Source organism: Kitasatospora sp. A2-31, assembly GCF_022288725.1.
GTDB lineage: Bacteria > Actinomycetota > Actinomycetes > Streptomycetales > Streptomycetaceae > Kitasatospora.
Genome location: NZ_JAKNTA010000013.1, coordinates 152024 through 169746, shown reverse-complemented (window position 1 = coordinate 169746; position 17723 = coordinate 152024). Strand labels below are relative to the sequence as shown.

The 17723-nt window shown below is 74.3% G+C and carries 13 protein-coding genes and 1 pseudogene; 2 read left to right on the top strand and 12 right to left on the bottom strand.

Annotation, left to right across the window (positions count from 1 at the left end):
• Positions 1-41 precede the first annotated feature (41 nt).
• Together MCM47_RS30375 and MCM47_RS30370 are read right to left on the bottom strand one after the other, a co-directional pair.
• The gene (locus MCM47_RS30375; protein ID WP_238864947.1) at positions 42-662 is read right to left on the bottom strand and encodes a TetR/AcrR family transcriptional regulator; all 621 of its coding nucleotides are present in this window, start codon (positions 660-662) and stop codon (positions 42-44) included.
• A gap of 202 nt (positions 663-864) precedes the next feature.
• On the bottom strand, positions 865-2496 hold the full coding sequence (locus MCM47_RS30370; RefSeq protein ID WP_238864946.1) for a 4-coumarate--CoA ligase family protein: 1632 nt from the start codon (positions 2494-2496) through the stop codon (positions 865-867).
• A gap of 204 nt (positions 2497-2700) precedes the next feature.
• Here MCM47_RS30370 and MCM47_RS30365 point away from each other — a divergent pair, with 204 nt between their 5' ends.
• Entirely contained in the window at positions 2701-3417 is a 717-nt protein-coding gene (locus MCM47_RS30365; RefSeq protein WP_238864944.1) for a hypothetical protein, read from the top strand.
• Between the two features lie 101 nt (positions 3418-3518).
• Here the strand turns inward: MCM47_RS30365 and MCM47_RS30360 are convergent, their stop codons facing one another.
• The 6 genes from MCM47_RS30360 to MCM47_RS30335 form a co-directional block, all read right to left on the bottom strand.
• Entirely contained in the window at positions 3519-4712 is a 1194-nt protein-coding gene (locus MCM47_RS30360) for an acyl-CoA dehydrogenase family protein (protein ID WP_238864942.1), read from the bottom strand.
• Positions 4713-4948: 236 nt separating this feature from the next.
• Entirely contained in the window at positions 4949-6892 is a 1944-nt protein-coding gene (locus MCM47_RS30355; protein WP_238864940.1) for a biotin carboxylase N-terminal domain-containing protein, read from the bottom strand.
• A 155-nt stretch (positions 6893-7047) separates the two neighbouring features.
• On the bottom strand, positions 7048-8646 hold the full coding sequence (locus MCM47_RS30350) for a carboxyl transferase domain-containing protein (RefSeq protein WP_238864938.1): 1599 nt from the start codon (positions 8644-8646) through the stop codon (positions 7048-7050).
• Positions 8643-10307 (bottom strand): acyclic terpene utilization AtuA family protein, encoded by a 1665-nt coding sequence (locus MCM47_RS30345; protein ID WP_238865089.1) that lies wholly within the window; start codon positions 10305-10307, stop codon positions 8643-8645. The genes MCM47_RS30350 and MCM47_RS30345 overlap by 4 nt, the downstream gene beginning before the upstream one ends.
• Positions 10308-10526: 219 nt before the next feature.
• Positions 10527-11090, bottom strand: a complete 564-nt coding sequence (locus tag MCM47_RS30340) for a DUF6245 family protein (protein ID WP_238864935.1) — start codon at positions 11088-11090, stop codon at positions 10527-10529.
• A 51-nt stretch (positions 11091-11141) separates the two neighbouring features.
• Positions 11142-11678 carry a YrhB domain-containing protein gene (locus tag MCM47_RS30335; protein ID WP_238864933.1) on the bottom strand — a complete coding sequence of 179 codons (537 nt, stop codon included), beginning with the start codon at positions 11676-11678 and terminating at the stop codon, positions 11142-11144.
• A gap of 139 nt (positions 11679-11817) precedes the next feature.
• Between MCM47_RS30335 and MCM47_RS30330 the strand changes: the two genes are divergently transcribed.
• Positions 11818-13191: an NAD(P)/FAD-dependent oxidoreductase gene (locus MCM47_RS30330; RefSeq protein ID WP_238864932.1), complete on the top strand. Its 1374-nt coding sequence runs from the start codon at positions 11818-11820 to the stop codon at positions 13189-13191.
• A gap of 183 nt (positions 13192-13374) precedes the next feature.
• Here MCM47_RS30330 and MCM47_RS30325 read toward each other — a convergent pair whose 3' ends face one another.
• The 4 genes and pseudogenes from MCM47_RS30325 to MCM47_RS30310 all read right to left on the bottom strand — a co-directional run bounded on the left by MCM47_RS30325 (position 13375) and on the right by MCM47_RS30310 (position 17712).
• Positions 13375-13905 (bottom strand): N-acetyltransferase, encoded by a 531-nt coding sequence (locus MCM47_RS30325; RefSeq protein WP_238864931.1) that lies wholly within the window; start codon positions 13903-13905, stop codon positions 13375-13377.
• Positions 13906-14003: 98 nt separating this feature from the next.
• A complete protein-coding gene (locus MCM47_RS30320) occupies positions 14004-15113 on the bottom strand; it encodes a chitinase (protein WP_374209236.1) in 1110 nt (369 codons plus the stop codon).
• A pseudogene (locus MCM47_RS30315) lies at positions 15114-15728 on the bottom strand (carbohydrate binding domain-containing protein); the annotation flags it as partial. It abuts the gene before it with no gap.
• A 238-nt stretch (positions 15729-15966) separates the two neighbouring features.
• A complete protein-coding gene (locus MCM47_RS30310) occupies positions 15967-17712 on the bottom strand; it encodes a glycoside hydrolase family 35 protein (RefSeq protein ID WP_238864930.1) in 1746 nt (581 codons plus the stop codon).
• Positions 17713-17723 lie beyond the last annotated feature (11 nt).

Genomic DNA, 17723 nt, shown 5'->3' with positions numbered 1-17723 from the left:
CCTTGGTCAGGGGCGTGCCGGACCCACCTGGTGTACGGGCGTCATGGGCGTACCGGCCGCAGCGTACCCTCAAGAACGCTCGCCCACTGCCGGATCACTCCGGATCGCCTGGCGCTGTCGTCGGTGAGCAGATTGGCCAGGCCGAGGCCGCGCGCCATGTCGAGGGTGGCCTGCACGGTCTCGCGGACGCCGGGGGCGCTCTCGTCCGCCCCGAGGAACTCGACGGTGGCCCGGTGGGCCTCGCGGCCCACGTGTCCCTCCAGGGCGACGATCCGCTCGCGCAGCGGCTCCTCGGTGGCGGCGGCGACCCAGAGGTGCAGGGCGGCGCGGAACAGCGGGCCGGTGTAGAGGCGCACGATCATGTCGACGACGGCCTCCGTCCGGGCCGGGCCGACGTCGGGCAGCTCGTCCGCATGGGCGCGGACGGCCGCCAGCCGTTCTGCGGTGACGTGTTCGACGGCCGCGGTGAAGAGGTCCTCACGGGTCGGGAAGTGGTGCTGGGCCGCGCCGCGGGAGACGCCGGCGCGCTCGGCGACGACGCTGACCGTCGAGCCGTTCCAGCCGACCTCGGCGAGGCAGTCGACGGCCGCCGCCAGCAGCCGCTGCCGGGTGGCGCGGCTGCGGTCCTGCTGCGGGGTGCGGGCGGCGGGGTGGGTGGTCATCGGCGGCGACTGGTCCTGTCCGTGCGGCGGTGCTCAGGGGTCGATCCTCGCAGACCGCGGGAGCGGCCCGGCGGGCGGGCGCGTGCGGACGCGGCCGGCGGCGGGCGGCGGCGGGCGCCGCTTCGCGTGGGGCGGGCGGGCGCCCGCCACGGGCTGGCCCGGTGGCGCCCCGGGCGAACGCCCACCGCGACGGGCCGACGGCTCAGCGGCCGGCCTCCCGCGCCCGGAGCTCCCGGCGGAGGATCTTGCCGGCCGCGGACTTGGGCACGGCGTCCAGGAACTCCACCGCCCGGACCTTCTTGTACGGGGCGACCTGACCGGCCACGAAGGCGGTCACCTCCTCCTCGGTCAGGGTGGATCCGGGCGCGCGGACCACGAAGGCCTTGGGCCGCTCGGTGCCGTCCGCGTCCGCGACCCCGATCACCGCCGCGTCGGCGATCCCGGGGTGGCCGAGCAGCAACGCCTCCAGCTCGGCGGGCGCGACCTGGTACCCCTTGTACTTGATCAGCTCCTTCACCCGGTCGACGATGAACAGGTAGCCGCGCTCGTCCACGTAGCCGACGTCACCGGTGTGGAGCCAGCCGTCGGCGTCGATGGTGGCCGCGGTGTCGGAGGGACGGCCGAAGTAACCCTTCATCACCTGCGGGCCGCGGATCAGCAGCTCACCCCGCTCGCCCGGGCCGAGGTCCGCACCGGCACCGGCACCGGTTCCGTCGAGCGCGACGACCCGCAGCTCGGTGGACGGCACCAGCCGGCCGACCGAGCCCGGCGAGGGGTCGGTCTCGTCCGGCGAGACCACATGGGTGACCGGGGAGAGCTCGGTCATCCCGTAGCCCTGGAGGATCCGCGGCAGGCCCAGCCGGCGGGCGCACGCCTCGGCCAGCTCGTGGTCCAGCGGCGCGGCCGCACAGAGCAGGTACTCCAGCGAGGAGAGGTCGAAACGGTCGACGACCGGGTGCTTGGCCAGCGCCAGGGCGATCGGCGGCGCCACGATCAGCGCCTGGACGCGCTGCTCCTCGATGGTCCGGCAGAACTGCTCCAGGTCGAATCGGGGCAGCACGACGACGGTGGCGCCGCACCGCAGCGGCTGGTTCAGCAGCGCGGCGAGGCCGTAGATGTGGAAGAACGGGAGGACGGCGAGGACCCGCTCGCCCACGGCGGGGCGGTAGAGGGCGTCGGTCTGGGCCAGGTTGGTGGCGATCGACCGGTGGGTGAGCATCACGCCCTTGGGCAGGCCGGTGGTTCCGCTGGAGTAGGGCAGGACGGCGATGTCGGTGCCGGGGTCGAGGTCGGGCTCCGGCTCGGGGCCGGAGGCGGCGAGGAGGTCGGCCAGCGAGCGGTGGCCCTCGGCGCCGTCCAGCACGATGATCTCCGCCAGCGGGGTGCCCTCGGCCGCGAGCTTCTCCGCGGCCTGCCGGGCGGTGGCCAGGAACGGCGAGACGGTGACCAGCCAGCGGGCGCCGCTGTCGGCGAGCTGGCCGGCCAGCTCGCCGGCCGTGGCGAGGGAGGAGACCGTGGTCACCGTGGCGCCGGCCCGGGTGGCGCCGTAGAAGGCCATCGGATAGCCGATCGTGTTGGGGCTGAACAGCGCCAGCACGTCGCCGCGCCGCACGCCTGCCTCGGCCAGGCCGGCCGCCACCCGGCGCACCGCCGCGCCGAGCCGCGCGTAGCTCACCGACTCCCCCGTGACCCCGTCCACCAGGGCCGGCCGGTCCCCGAAGCGGTCGGCACCGCCCAGGACCGCCTCATGGATCGGAAGGTCGACGACCGCGACATCCGGGAACTCGCTGTGGAACACCAAGGCATGCCTCCTCGCAGGTAGTTGACGAATCATCAAACAGACGGCGGACGGTCGCGGAGCACCGCCGGCCGGGCGCGCGGGACAGGAGCATACGGACAGTGGCGGACCACTGCGCCATTGTGACGAAGGTTCGGGGGCGCGCGCGTGGCACGCTTGCCGCGCCCGGCGGCCGCGCCGACCGTTTCCTGCATGGCCGCCCGCCCCCGAGCGCGGCCCCCGACCAGGGAGTACCCCGCCGTGAGACGCACCACCCGACAGCTGCCCGCGCCCCGCCGGCTCCTGGCCGCGACCGCCGCGACCGCCGCGCTCGCCTTCTCCTCGGCGCCGCTCGCGGTCGCCGCACCCGGCGACAACGGCGACGTCAAGATCCACGACAGCACCACCGCGGTGGACAGTCGGAACAACGACCCGCAGGTCTGCCGGTTCTACCTGGACGCGTTCGACTTCGACACCATCACGCTGGTCAACTGGACGATCGAGCAGCAACCGCCGACCGGGAACGCCCTGGTGCTCGCGGGCGCGCTCGTGCTGACCAACGGCACCGGCAGCACCGGCAACTACAGCCTCCCGGACGGCCACTACCAGCTCACCTGGACCTTCGTCGGCGAGAACGGCAGCGCCAAGCACAAGACCTTCACGGTGCGGTGCGCCACCGGCTCTCCAACGTCCACCGCCTCGCCCACCTCCACCGCCTCGCCGACCGCCCCGCCCAGCGGCTCGCCCAGTCCCTCGCCGTCGCCGAGCCCGTCCCCCTCACCGACCCCCGGCACCCACGGCGGCTCACCCAGCCACTCCCCCGAGCCCCACCCCGTCGGCGGAGTCGGCGCCGGCGGTGGCGGCACCTCCGGCCCGGACACCGGCGAGGTGCTCGGCGGCGCCGCGCTGATCGCCACCGCGGGCTGGTTCGGCGTCCGCTCGCTGCGCCGGCGCTCGGGACGCAACGCCGAGTCCTGACCGGCACCGCCACCGCGCGGGCGCGGGTCCGACGGTTCCCGCGCCCGGCGGGGGGGCGGGTGGCGGCCGCGCCCGGCTGCGGCGTCCGGGCCCTGCGGGGTTCAGTAGGACCTGGGCAGGCCGAGGGTGTGCTGGGCCACGTAGTTGAGCACCATCTCCCGGCTGACCGGTGCCACCCGGCCCACCCGGGTCGCCGCGATCAGCGCGGCCAGCCCGTACTCCTGGGTGAGCCCGTTGCCGCCGAGGGTCTGCACCGCCTGGTCCACGGTCCTGGCGGCGGCCTCGCCCGCCGCGTACTTGGCCATGTTGGCCGCCTCGCCGGCTGCCAGGTCATCACCCTCGTCGTAGAGCAGACCGGCCTTCTGGTTCATCAGCCGCGCCAGCTCGATCTCCACCGCGCACTGGGCCAGCGGGTGGGCCAGGCCCTGGTGGGCTCCGATCGGCGTCGACCAGACCGTGCGGGTCTTCGCGTACTCGACGGCCTTGCCGAGCGCCTGGCGGGCGAGGCCCAGCGAGAAGGCCGCGGTCATGATCCGCTCCGGGTTGAGCCCGGCGAAGAGCTGGAGCAGCCCCGCGTCCTCGTCGCCGACGAGGGCGTCGGCGGGCAGCCGGACGTCGTCCAGGAAGACCTGGAACTGCTTCTCGGGGGACACCAGCTCCATGGGGATCGCCCGGTACTCGAAGCCCGGCGCCCGGCGCGGTACGACGAACAGGGCCGGCTTGAGCCTGCCGGTCCGGGCGTCCTCGGTCCGGGCCACGAACAGCACGGCGTCGCAGTGGTCGATGCCGGAGACGAACACCTTCCGGCCGGTCAGGAGCCAGTCCCCGCCGTCGCGGCGGGCGACGGTGGAGATGCGGTGGGAGTTGGAGCCGGCGTCCGGCTCGGTGATGCCGAAGGCCATCCGCCGGGTGCCGTCGGCGAGTCCGGGCAGCCACCGGCGCTTCTGCTCCTCGGTGCCGAAGCGGGCGATGACCGTGCCGCAGATCGCCGGGGAGACGACGAGCAGCAGCAACGGGCAGCCAGCGGTGCCGAGTTCCTCCAGCACGATGGCGAGGTCGGTGATGCCCCCGCCCCCGCCGCCGTACTCGGCGGGCAGGTTGGCCCCGAGGTAGCCGGCCTTGCCGGCCTCGGCCCAGAGCTCGTCGGCCGCCTCGCCGGCACGGGCCTTGCCGAGGAAGTAGGGGGAGCCGTAGCGGTTCCCGAGTTCGGCGACGGCGCGGCGCAGGGCCTGGCGCTCGGGCGTCTCGATGAGCCGGCTGCCGACGGTGGGCGTGGTGGTGCGCGGTGCGGACACGGGCGGTACGTCCTTCCGGGCGGTGCGGGATTCCGGGGGTCGGGTGTGGGCGGGCCTCGGGGTCGGGGGCGATGGGGTGGGGGGCGGTTGGGTCAGGGGCGGTGAGGTCGGGGGCGGTGCGGGTGCGTCGGGCCGATGCGTGCGTGCCCCGGCCGGTCCGTGCCTGCCCGGGGTCCGTGCGTGCCCCGGCCGGTCCAGGCATGTCGCGGCCGGCGTGGCCGGCTCGGCCGACGCGGCTAGCTCGGCCGGTGCGGTTGGACGACGGCGAGCAGGGCGCCGAGTTCGACCTGCAGGCCCGGGGTGGCGCGCAGTTCGGTGAGGACGCCGTCGGCCGGGGCGGCCACGCGGTGCTCCATCTTCATCGCCTCCAGCCAGAGCAGCGGCTGCCCGGCCTTGACGGTGTCGCCGACGGCAGCGGCGGTCCGTACCACCGTGCCGGGCATCGGGGCCAGCAGCGCGCCGGGGTCGGTGTGGTCGGCGGGGTCGGGGAACCGCCCCAACGCGGTGAGCACGGTGCCGCCGGTCGGACCGTCCACGTGGACGCGGTCGCCGTAGCGGGCCACGTCGTAGCCGCGCCGCAGGCCGTCGGTGGTGAGGACGACCCGGGTCGGCGTGGCCGAGACCAGCTCGGCGCCGGGGTGGCCCTGGGCGTCCAACCCGGTGCGGCCGAGCCGGTACCGGACCTCGATCTCGGCGCCGTCGGCGGCCGCGTACCGCTTGGTCTGCGGCTGGGAGGGCAGGTTGCGCCAGCCCGACGGCAGCGCGCGACCGGACCGGCGCTCGGCGGCATCGGCCAACGCGGCCGCGAGCGCCGCCAGTCGGGCCTCCGCCTCGTCGGCGTCCCGGTCGGCGGCGTACAGCTCGGCCGCATGCTCGGTGAGGAACGCGGTGTGCACGTCCCCGGCCAGGAAGGCTGGGTGGCGCAGGGCGCGGACGAGCAACTCCTGGTTGGTGGCCGGCCCGTGCACCCTGGCCCGGCTCAGCGCGTCGGCGAGGCGCCGGGCGGCCGCCGCCCGGGTCGGCGCCCAGGCGACCAGCTTGGCCAGCATGGCGTCGTAGTGCACGGTGATCTCGCTGCCCGGCTCGACGCCGGAGTCCAGCCGCAGCCCGCGCCCACCGAACTCCTCGTACGGCAGCGGGATGTCGAAGCGCCGGATGGTCCCGGTCGAAGGCTGCCAGTCCCGTGCCGGGTCCTCCGCGTAGAGGCGGGCCTCGATCGCGCAGCCCACCGTGGCCGGGGGGTGCTCGGCGAGTTCCCCGCCTTCGGCGACGGCGAGTTGGAGCGCCACCAGGTCGAGCCCGGTCACCGCCTCGGTCACCGGGTGCTCGACCTGGAGGCGGGTGTTCATCTCCAGGAAGAAGAACCGCCCGTCGGCGGCGAGCAGGAACTCGGCCGTCCCGGCGCCGGTGTAGCCGATCGCCCGGGCGGCGTCGGCCGCGGCCCGGTGCAGGGCGGCGCGCACCTCGTCGGCGAGGCCCGGGGCCGGCGCCTCCTCGACGACCTTCTGGTGCCGCCGCTGCAGCGAGCAGTCGCGGTCGCCGACCGCCCACACCGTCCCGTGCGCATCGGCCATCAGCTGGACCTCGACGTGCCGGGCGGTCGGCAGGTAGGGCTCGCAGAAGACCTCGTCGGAGCCGAAGCTCTTCGCCGCCTCGGCGCGGGCGGCGGCGAGCCGGTCGGCCAGCTCGTCCAGCCGCCGGACCACCCGCATGCCGCGCCCGCCGCCGCCGGCGGCCGCCTTGACCAGCAGCGGCAGGTCGGCCTCGACGGGTTCGGCGACCGCGTCCAGCACGGGGACTCCGGCCGCCGCCATCAGGCGTTTGGCGGCGGTCTTGGATCCCATCGCGGCGATCGCCTCCGGCGGCGGGCCGACCCAGACCAGGCCCGCGTCGATCACCGCGCGGGCGAACTCGGCGTCCTCGGAGAGGAATCCGTAGCCGGGGTGGACGGCGTCGGCACCGGCCGCCAGGGCGGCCTTCACGATCAGGTCGCCGCGCAGGTAGGTGTCGGCGGGCGCGGCGCCGGGCAGCCGGACGGCCACGTCGGCCTCGCGGGTGTGCGGGGCGTCGGCGTCCGGGTCGGAGTGGACCGCCGTGGTGGCGATGCCCAGGCTCCGGCAGGTGCGGAAGACCCGGCGGGCGATCTCGCCGCGGTTGGCGACCAGCAGGTTGGTGATCACGTCAGGGTTCCTCGCATGTCGCGTGTCGCGTGTGGCTTCTCGGAGCTCGGCGCTCGGCGGCTCGGCCGCTCGGCGTTCGGGCGGCTCGGCGTTCGACCGGTGCGGGCGTCGCGCCGGGCCCGGGTGCGGGGCACGGACGCCGGGCGCAGGTGCCGTCACATCCGGAAGACGCCGTAGCCGCGGGCGCCCTCGACCGGGGCGTTGTGGACGGCCGAGAGGCAGAGGCCGAGCACCGTCCGGGTGTCGCGCGGGTCGATCACGCCGTCGTCGTAGAGCCGTCCGGAGAGGAAGACCGGCAGCGACTCCGCCTCGATCTGCTGCTCGACCACGGCCCGGATCGCGGCGTCCGCGTCCTCGTCGTACGGCTGCCCCTTCGCCGCCGCGGACTGCCGCGCGACGATCGACAGCACACCGGCCAGCTGTTGCGGGCCCATCACGGCCGACTTGGCACTCGGCCAGGCGAACAGGAACCGCGGTTCGTACGCCCGCCCGCACATGCCGTAGTGACCGGCCCCGTACGAGGCGCCCATCAGTACCGACAGGTGCGGGACGCGGGAGTTGGCGACAGCGTTGATCATCATCGCGCCGTGCTTGATGATGCCGCCCTGCTCGTAGTCCTTGCCGACCATGTAGCCCGTGGTGTTGTGCAGGAACAGCAGCGGGATGTCGCGCTGGTTGGCGAGTTGGATGAACTGGGCGGCCTTCTGGGACTCCTCGCTGAACAGCACGCCCTGCGCGTTGGCCAGGATGCCGACCGGGTAGCCGTGCAGCCGTGCCCAGCCGGTCGCGAGGCTCGTCCCGTAGAGCGGCTTGAACTCGTCGAAGTCCGAGCCGTCGACGATCCGTGCGATCACCTCGCGCGGGTCGAACGGCACCTTGAGGTCGCCCGGGACGATGCCCAGCAGTTCCTCCTCGTCGTACTTCGGCGGCTCGGCGTGGACGTCCGGATCGGGGCCCGGCTTGCGGTGGTCGAGGCGCGCGACGACCCGGCGGGCCAGGCGCAGCGCGTCCGGCTCGTCCACGGCGAAGTGGTCGGCGAGCCCGGAGGTGCGGGCGTGCATCTCGGCCCCGCCCAGCGACTCGTCGTCGGACTCCTCGCCGGTGGCCATCTTCACCAGCGGCGGTCCGCCGAGGAAGACCTTCGCCCGTTCCTTCACCATCACGGTGTGGTCGGACATCCCCGGCACGTAGGCACCGCCGGCCGTCGAGTTGCCGAACACCACCGCCACGGTGGGGATCCCGGCCGCGGAGAGGCGGGTGAGGTCGCGGAAGAGGGCCCCGCCGGGGATGAAGATCTCCTTCTGGCTGGGCAGGTCGGCCCCGCCGGACTCGACCAGATTGACCAGCGGGAGGCGGTTGGTGAGGGCGATCTCGTTGGCGCGCAGCGCCTTGCGGAGCGTCCAGGGGTTGCTGGCACCGCCGCGCACGGTCGGGTCGTTCGCGGTGATCACGCACTCGACACCCTCGATCACTCCGATGCCGGTCACCAGGGCGGCGCCCACCGGGTAGTCGCTGCCCCAGGCGGCGAGCGGGGAGAGTTCGAGGAACGGGGAGTCCTGGTCGATCAGCAGCTCGATCCGTTCGCGGGGCAGCAACTTGCCCCGCCTGCGGTGCCGTTCGACGTACTTCGGTCCGCCGCCGGCCAGCGCCTTGGCGTGCTCGGCATCGAGGTCGGCGAGCTTGCCGAGCATCGCGGCGCGGTGCTCGGCGTGGTCGGCGCCGGCCGGGTCGAGGCGGGTGGGCAGGACGGTCACAGCAGCGCCTCCGGGATGTCGAGGTGGCGGGAGCGGAGCCACTCCCCCAGGGCCTTGGCCTGCGGGTCGAAGCGGTGTTGGGCGGCGACGCCCTCGCCGAGCAGGCCGGTGATGGTGAAGTTGACCGCGCGGAGGTTCGGGAGCAGGTGCCGTTCGATCGGCAAGTCTGCTGTCTCGGGCAGGAGTTGACGGATGAGGTCGATGGTGAGGGTGTGCGCGAGCCAGCTCCATCCGGCGTCGTCGCGGGCCCAGACGCCGAGGTTGGCGTCGCCGCCCTTGTCCCCGCTGCGGGCACCCGCCACCAGGCCGAGCGGCGCCCGGCGGGTGGGGCCGGCCGGGGGCGGGGCGGGGACTCCCGCGCCGGGGTCGAGGAGTCCTGCGCCGGGGTCGTCCGCGCAGGGCACCGGCGAGGTGGCCTTCCGCGGTGCGGGCGCGATCGCGACCCGATCCCCGTCGGGGAGCACGGCGGTGTGTGCCACCTCCTCGGCGTCGACGTACGCGGCGGTGAACACCCCGTACGGCGCGCCCGGCCCGGGCGGGGCGGTGAGATGGAAGCCGGGGTAGCCGGAGAGACCCAGCTCCACTGCAGCCTTGCCCAGTTCACGCCCGACCTTGGCCGGGTCGCGGTCCCGGGCGGTGAGCCGCAGGAGCGCCGAGGCACCCTCCTCCGAGTCCGCGTCGTGGTGGTCGGTGCGGGCCAGGGTCCAGCGCAGCTCGGCCGGCCGCGCCTCGGGCGGCAGCGCCGCGTCCAGCTGTCGCCGCACCAGTGCCGCCTTGGCCTCGACGTCGAGCCCGGTGAGGACGAACACCACCTCGTTGCGGTATCCGCCCAGGCTGTTCAGCCCCACCTTCAGCGTCGGCGGCGGCGTCTCGCCGCGCACGCCGTCGATCCGCACCCGGTCGGGGCCCTCCTGGGTGAGCCGGGCGCTGTCCAGTCGGGCCGTGACGTCCGGCCCGAGGTAGCAGGCACCACCCGTCTCGTACAGGAGTTGGGCCGTGACCGTGCCGGTCGTGACGGCGCCGCCGGTGCCCGGGTGCTTGGTGATGACGCTGGAGCCGTCGGCCTCCAGCTCGGCGATCGGGAAGCCCGGACGGGTGACGTCGTGCTCGCGGAAGAACGCGTAGTTGCCCCCGGTCGCCTGCGCGCCGCACTCCAGCACGTGCCCGGCCACCACGGCCCCGGCGAGCGCGTCCAGCTCGTCCGCCGCCCACCCGAAGCGGGCGATGGCCGGCCCGACGACCAGCGCGGCGTCGGTCACCCGGCCGGTGACCACCACGTCCGCCCCGGCCCTCAGGCACTCGGCGACGCCGAACGCCCCGAGGTAGGCGTTGGCCGCCAACAGGCCCTCCGGCAGTCCGAGTTCGGCGCTGCGCGGCAGCAGGTCGTCCCCCTCCACATGGGCGACGGCCGGATTCAACCCCTGGCGCCGGGCCAGGTCCCGCAGGGCCCCGGCCAGCCGGGCCGGCGCGAGCCCGCCCGCGTTGACCACAATCCGCACCCCGCGCTCCAGCGCCAGCCCGAGGCATTCCTCCATCTGCCGCAGGAAGGTCTTCGCGTATCCCGTCGCCGGGTCCTTGATCCGGTCCCGGGCCAGGATCAGCATGGTCAGCTCGGCCAGGTAGTCGCCGGTGAGCACGTCCAGCGGCCCGCCTGTCAGCATCTCCCGCACCGCCGAGAACCGGTCCCCGTAGAACCCGGACGCGTTCCCGACCCGCAGCACCGCCTCCGACCGCACAGCCCACCTCCCCACCGGTGGCCCACCACCCGCCACCCTTCGCCGTCGCGCAGCAGCGTGGCACCGCCGGGAAGAAAAAGCAATCATGCCTGCTTGTTTTCTGCCGGCCGCCGAGCGGCCCTCCCGGGCGCCCGGTCGGGACGGCTACCGGCCCATGCTCCTGAGCATCTCCAGCATTCGGTCGGTGTTCCGGACGGCGGACTGCAGCATCTCCCCGGCCCGCTCCAGCACCTCGGCCTGGGCGGCGGCGGCTTGGACGTCGTCGGCCTCGAACGCCTTGAGGAGCGCGCCGTACGAGCCGAGCAGCAGTTGCAGCGCCTCGGAGGCGTGCGCGGCGGCGACCGGCAGCGGCCCGGTCTCCTCGAACTCGGCGAACCCCATGATCGGGAGGCTCGCCCGCCAGGTCTGCCAGCGCGCGAAGACCATCTGGGCAACCGTGTCGTCCGCGGCCTTGGCGGACTCCAGGTGATCGCCCCACACGACCTGCTGGACTTCATCGGCCATCTCGACGCCGTCGGCGAGCATCACCTCCCTCTGCACCGAGCCGAGCAGAGCGTTGAGCAGCCGCAGCCGGTAGACGTCGACACCGCCGGCCTGTGCGGCGTACTCGGCGTGCTCGGCCGGCGTGTTGTCGCCCTCGTACAGACCCAACGCAGCCATCGCCGAGGCCAGCTGTCCCACCGTCATCAAGGCGTCATCATTTGTCATACCGGCACGCTACCGGCCGCGGGCCCTCGTGAGGGGCCGATGCGCAGGCCGCTACAGCACCGGGCCGGCGACCGTCTCGATCGGGTCCGGTTCGCCCCAGCGACGTGGCTTGCGGGTGAGAACCGCCAGCTCCTCGGGCGGCTCGCTGCCGTCCCCGACGATCGTCACGTAGGCCTTGGCCTCCTGCAGACCGATCCGCGGGGCCGCCTTGCGCAGGTGCTGCATGGCGGCGGCGGTCCCGGCGGAGGCGGCGAGGCGGCGCACCTCGGCGGCGAGCGGGTCGGGCAGCCTGATGCCCTTGACGTCCCGGAGGTAGCGCTCCTCCCAGTCGTCGTGCCAGTCGATGCCGGGCACCCAGTGGATGCTCCCGTCCTCCCGGTCGACCAGGTAGGGGCCACCGTGCAGGGTGCCTCGCCGAGCGGGGTCGCGGGCGGCCTCCGGCGTGGTCCAGTAGGCGAGCCAGCCGACCGACCGCTCCTCGACGGCGTGGACCACCAGCTCCGGAATCAGCCTCGCCCATTCCCAGGTCGGCAGCTTCCGCGCCAGCAGGGCGTTGACCAGCTCGACCGCGCGCTCCTCGGAGATCACGCTCCCATCATTGCCCGCACGTCAACCGGATTTTGGTGCCGGCCCCGGTGCGGACCCGTCCGTGACGGTCCGGGGCCGGTCCCCGCCCAAGATCACCGGGTAGTAGGCTCGCTCCGCAACACGACGCGAAGGGGAGCCAGTGGCGCGGGTTGCAGTGATCGGCGGAGGTATCAGCGGGCTGGGGACGGCGCTCATGCTCGGCCGGCGTGGCCATGCGGTCACGTTGTTCGAACAGGACGCCCGGGACGCCGGCGAGGACCTCGACCGGGACTTCTTCGGCTGGAGCAGGCCCCGGGTCCCGCAGGCCGTGCAACCCCACTCGTTCCTCGCCCCCGTCCGCACGGTGCTGCGCGCCGAGGCCCCCGACGTCCACGCGGACCTGCTGGCACGCGGAGCCCGGGAGTACCACGACTTCGACTGGTTCGCCGAGCACCCGCCGCACCGGGCCGGCGACGAGGAGCTGGTGACCCTGCGCACCCGCCGCATCGTGCTGGAGGCCGCCCTGACCGCGGCCGTACGGCGGGAGCCCGCCGTCGACGTGCGGCTCGGCTGCCGGGTGCGCGCCCTCACCTTCGGCGAGGGCCGGCCCGTCCGGGTCACCGGCGTGCAGGCGGACGGGCAGACGCACCGGGCGGACCTCGTCGTCGACGCGTCCGGTCGCCGCTCCCCGGTTCCCGCCTGGCTGGTCGCGGCCGGCTGCCGCCGCCCCGTGGTCGACAGCCACCGCGCCGGGATCGCCTACCTGTGCCGCTGGTACCGCCTGCGCGCCGAGGGCCCGCGCGACCCGGGGCAGGTGAGGACCGGTTCCGCCGCACCGTTCGCGCTCGCCGGCGTCTTCCCGTCCGACAACGACACGTTCGCGGTGAACATCGTGCTTTCCACGACCGATCCGACCCGCGGAGCGCTCACCGACCCCGCCGTGTTCGAGGCCGCCGCCCGCCGCTTCCCCGCCTGCGCCGCCTGGCTCGACCTGGCGCCCGAACCCCGGTCGGCCGTCCTGGCGATGGCCGGGCTGGACAACCGCTGGACCTCCCTCGCCGACGCCGACGGACCCGTCGTCACCGGGCTGGTCAACGCCGGGGATAGCCTCGTCCACACCAACCCCACCCTGGGCCACGGCGTGGCCCTCGGCCTCCGTGCCGCCCAGTACCTCGCCACCCACGTCGACCGGATCGCCGTGGACCCGGCCTGGTACCACGACTGGGCCGCGCGGACCCTCCGCCCGTGGTTCGACGAGCAGGTGGCGGCCGACCGCGTCAACGAGCAGCGCCTCGCCGAGAGCGCTCCGCCGCCGGACCGGCGGGCCGCCGCCCTGGCCGCCTGCGCCTTCGACGATCCCGTCGTGATGAGGGCGCGCGCCCGGGTGCGCCACCTCCTGCAACCGGCCGACGAGGCCTACGGCACCGAGGAGGTGGACCGGCACGTCACCGCCTGGCTGGCCGCCCGCCCGGACTTCGCGCCGACGCACGACGGCCCGACGCGGGAGCAGTGGGACGCACTCGTCCCGGCCTGACGCCCCCGGAGGCCGGGGCTCCCTTCCGGGGCCGGTCGGGCGGACGCGCCGAGCCGGGGCCGGGCTGCCCGGCCGGCCCGGGGCGCGGCTGACAGGGCGCCTACCGGCCGGTCACCGGGAGCCGTCGGGGCGGAGCGGGCACGACCCTGCGGACCGGTGCGCGCCCACGCCGCCGCCACTGCGTCAGTCGAGCGGCAGGACCATCTCGGCCAGCCGGCTGTCCGGGTCCAGCACGTAGGGCTCGGACGCACCGGTGAACGCGAAGCCGCGCCGCTCGTAGAAGGCCGTCGCCCGCGGGTTGTCCTCGTGCACGGTCAGCACCAGCCGGCGCGCCCCGGCCGCGGTCCGCGCCCACGCGACGATGCCGTCCAGCAGGCGGTCCGCAACCCCGCGTTCGCGGCCCCGGTGCCCGGGATCCACCCAGACGCCGACCAGCACGGCGCTTCCCGGCCCGGAGGCGAACGAGATCATCGTGCCGACCCACTCGCCGGCCTCGTCCACGGCCACCAGGCCGATGCAGCCCGGCTCGTTGACCCGCGCCGTCCGCGAACGCCACTCGTCCTCGCCGAACGCGAGCGCGGTCGCGTGGGTCTCCGCGAACGCCATCGGCGTGTCCAGCAACTGCGCCAGCCGCACCCGCCGGAGGTGCTCCCAGTCCTCGGTCCCGATCCGCTCGATCCGGTACCCCATGCCGTCCCCCGTCCTGGTGCCCACCGCCTGCTTCCGGCGATCGCCGGAAGCAGGCAGCCTACGGTCTCCGCAACCCGCCACCGCAGGGGGGGGCGGCCGGCCGTGCGGGACTCAGCGGGGCGTCAGCGACCCTGGAGCGACTTCACGTTGTCGCCGAAGGTCCAGCCCTTCGAGCCGTCCCAGTTGGCCGACCACGTCATCAGCCCCTTCAGCGCACCACCGAAGGCGTTCCACGACTGGGCGACCAGGCCCGGCGCCAGGTAGCCGCCACCCGCACCGGGCTGGGCCGGCAGACCGGGCACCTGCTTGTCGAACGGCACCTTGACGGTGGTGCCCTGGACGGTCAGGCCGCTGTCGAGGCAGGTGGTCTGCGCGGTGAAGCCCTGGACGGTCCCGGCCTGGTAGGAGTCGCCGGAGCAGCCGTACATGCTGCCGTTGTAGTACTGCATGTTCAGCCACCACAGTCGCCCGTTGTCGACGTACTTCTTGATGATCGGCAGGTAGGCGCCCCAGATCGACCCGTAGGTGACGCTCCCACCGGTGACGTACGCGGTCTCGGGCGCCATCGTCAGGCCGAAGCCCGCGGGCATCCGGGCGAGCACGCCGTCGATGATGCGCACCAGGTTGGCCTGGGAGGCGGAGAGGGTGTTGATGTCGCCGCTCCCGGACAGGCCGGTCTCGATGTCGATGTCGACCCCGTCGAAGTTGTACCTCTTGAGGATCGGCACGACGGTCGCCACGAACCGGTCGGCGACGGTGGCGGAGCTCAGGTCGATGCCTGCGGCGGCACCGCCGATCGACATCAGGATCGTCGACCCGGCCGCCTTGGCCCGGCACATCTCGGCGGGGGTCGAGACCTTGACGCCGGCGTCCATGCCGTCCTGCCACAGCACGGTGCCGTCCGAGAGGATCACCGGGAAGGCGGCGTTGATGACGTTGTAGCCGTGCGCGGCGATCCGGCTGTCCGTGATGGGGACCCAGCCCATGCCCGGGTGGACGCCGTTCGCGGCGCCGTCCCAGTTCTCCCAGTAGCCCTGCAGCACCTTGCCCGACGGCTTGGGCTTCGTGGGGCAGGTGTCGCCCGGCGGCGTGGTGGTCGGAGGAGCAGTGGTGGTCGGAGGAGCGGTGGTGGTCGGAGGAGCGGTGGTGGTCGGTGTGGGGCTGCTGCCGCCGGGACCGGTGAGCGCGACGTCGTCCGCGTAGTACGCGGGCTGCCCGTACCAGCCGTGCAGGTAGACGGTCACCGACGTGGTGTTCGGCCCGGTGGTGAAGCCGACGCTGAGCGGGCCGTAGGACGGGCTGTTCGGCGTCCAGGTGGAAGGGGCGCCGGTGACGCCGGCTCCGGAGGCGCCCAGGTAGACATAGCTGCCCTGGACGTAGGCGCTCAGCGTGTACTGGGAGTTCGGCTGCACGGCGACGGTCTGGCTGCACTCGGCGTCGTCCTGGCCGGTCGGCGTCGCCCGGAGTGCGGCGGCTCCGGCGTGGACCGGGCTGCCGACGGCCACGCCGGAGCCGCCGGAGCAGGTCCAGCCGGAGAGTCCGTCCTCGAATCCGGCGTTGGTCACCAGGTTGGGCGTGGCAGCCCCGGCTGTGACGGAACCGGCCACGGCGATGCCGCCGGCGACGACGGCGGCGGCGCTCACCGCGGCGAGGGAGCGCCGCAGGACGGTCGGTCCGCGCTCGGCGGGGCCGACCCGGTTCACCTGCGGTGCACGCGCCACGCGCGCCCCCAGGCGAGGACTCCGGAGCGGCTCGTTCCCGGCCTGATCGCCCTGCGGGCGACCGGGATCCGGAGCGGGGCGGAGAACGCCCGACAGGCGTGGAGTACGCGACCTCCGACGGAACATGCTGTGCTCCCTTCCCGCCGAGCGCCATGGGCATGACCAGCGCGTGGGGGCGTGACGCCCGGCTCCGGGTGAGGTGGGGACATGTGGGGCTGTGCCGGTCCGGATCGTAGGAGGGGTGGCAGACTCCGTCAATAGGTCTGGACCAATTGCGAGGTCGGCGGGTCGGGCGAGGAGGAGGCCGGCCGGACGGGGCGAGCCGGCCAGCCGACCGTGCCCGCCCCCGCCACCCGGGTGAGTCTCAGTCCTGGGTCGGGCCCAGGTCGGGCCGGTCCAGCAGCTCGACGGTGGACGCGGCGGAGGCGTGGAGCTCCAGCACGGTGATCTCGTTGTCACCAGCACGGAGCACCGGCGCGGGGACGTACAGGGTGGTCTGCGGGCCGCGGGACCAGTAGCGGCCCAGCGGGAAGCCGTTGACCCAGGCCTGGCCCTTGGTCCACCCGGGCAGGGCGAGGTAGCAGTCGGCCGGCTCGTCCAGGTGCAGGTGGCCCCGGTGGAAGGCCGGGCCGACCACCGGTGCGACGGGGGTGAAGGCGAGGCCTTCGAGGGTCTCCAGAGGCAGCGGGCGGCTGGACCAGCCGGCCGGCTCCTCGCCGTTGACGGTGACCCGGCCGAGCAGGCCCTTGCGGTCGTGGATGCCGGTCCCGTAGTTGACCCGGCCCTGGTTCTCCACCAGGACGGACAGGCGTGTGCCCCGCCGCGGGACGGCGAAGCCGAGGGCGTGCTCGTGGTCCTCCCGCTCCAGGACGCCGACGGGCTGCCCGTCGACGAACACCTGGGCGCGGTCGTGGACCTCGTCGATCCGCAGCACGGCGGGACCGGCCTCCGGCAGGGTCGCCTCGTACAGCACGAAGCCGAACGCCTGGCCGAGCTGTTCCATGCTCAGCGGACGGTCGGCGGTGACCGCCCGGCCGAGCCGCTGCGTCTGGTCCAACAGGCCGGCACCGGAGTCGAGTTCGACGGTCACGGGGGCGAGCTTCCGGCCCGGGGCGGGCACCGGCTCGGCGGGCACGGGCGCGTACTTCGCGATGACCTCGCGGAACGCCTCGTACTTGGGGGTGGGGTCGCCGGCCTCGTCGAGGAGCGAGTCGTAGTCGTAGGAGGTGACGGTCGGCCGGTACCTGCCCTTGTCGTTGGCGCCGTTGGTGAAGCCGAAGTTGGTGCCGCCGTGGAACATGTAGATGTTGACGGAGGCTCCGGCGGCGAGCAGGCGGTCCAGGTCGGCGGCGGCGTCGGCCGGGTCGCGGGTGGTGTGGGTGCCGCCCCAGCGGTCGAACCAGCCGATCCAGAACTCCGAGCACATCAGCGGGCCGGTCGGCTGGTGCCGCCGCAGCTCGGCGAGGCCGGCCTCGACCCGGCTGCCGAAGTTCGCGGTGCGCAGCACCCCGTCCAGGCCGCCGCGGTCCAGGTCGGCGGGCTGGTCGCAGGTGAAGAGCGGGACGTCGACGCCGTGCGCGCGCAGCAGCTCCGCGAGGTCGGCCAGGTAGCCGGTGTCCTCGCCGTACGCGCCGTACTCGTTCTCCAGCTGGACGGCGACGACCGGGCCGCCGTGGGTGGACAGGTACGGCTTCAGCGGGGGGAGGAGGTCGGCGAGGTAGTCGTCGACGGCGCCGAGGAAGAGGGGGTCGCGACTGCGCAGCCGGATGCCCTCCTCGGCGAGCAGCCAGGACGGCAGGCCGCCGCCCTCCCACTCGGCGCAGATGTAGGGGCCGGGCCGGAGCAGCACGTGCAGGCCCTCGGCGGCGGCCAGGCCGAGGAAGCGGGGCAGGTCGAGACCTCCGTCCAGCCGGAGTTCACCGGGTCGGGGGGCGTGGAGGTTCCAGGGGACGTAGGTCTCGACCGTGTTGAGTCCCAGCAGCCGCGCCTTGCGGAGCCGGTCGGCCCATTGCTCCGGGTGGACGCGGAAGTAGTGCAGTCCGCCTGAGATGATGCGCAGGGGTCGGCCGTCGAGGCGGAAGCCGTCGTCGGCGATCTCCAGTCGTGGCATACCGGGGTACT

Bases quoted from the DNA above. Each gene is read 5' to 3' on its own strand.
- MCM47_RS30375 (WP_238864947.1), bottom strand. From the start codon at position 662: ATGACCACCCACCCCGCCGCCCGCACCCCGCAGCAGGACCGCAGCCGC.
- MCM47_RS30340 (WP_238864935.1), bottom strand. From the start codon at position 11,090: ATGACAAATGATGACGCCTTGATGACGGTGGGACAGCTGGCCTCGGCG.
- MCM47_RS30370 (WP_238864946.1), bottom strand. From the start codon at position 2,496: ATGATTCGTCAACTACCTGCGAGGAGGCATGCCTTGGTGTTCCACAGC.
- MCM47_RS30345 (WP_238865089.1), bottom strand. From the start codon at position 10,307: ATGCTGACAGGCGGGCCGCTGGACGTGCTCACCGGCGACTACCTGGCC.
- MCM47_RS30310 (WP_238864930.1), bottom strand. From the start codon at position 17,712: ATGCCACGACTGGAGATCGCCGACGACGGCTTCCGCCTCGACGGCCGA.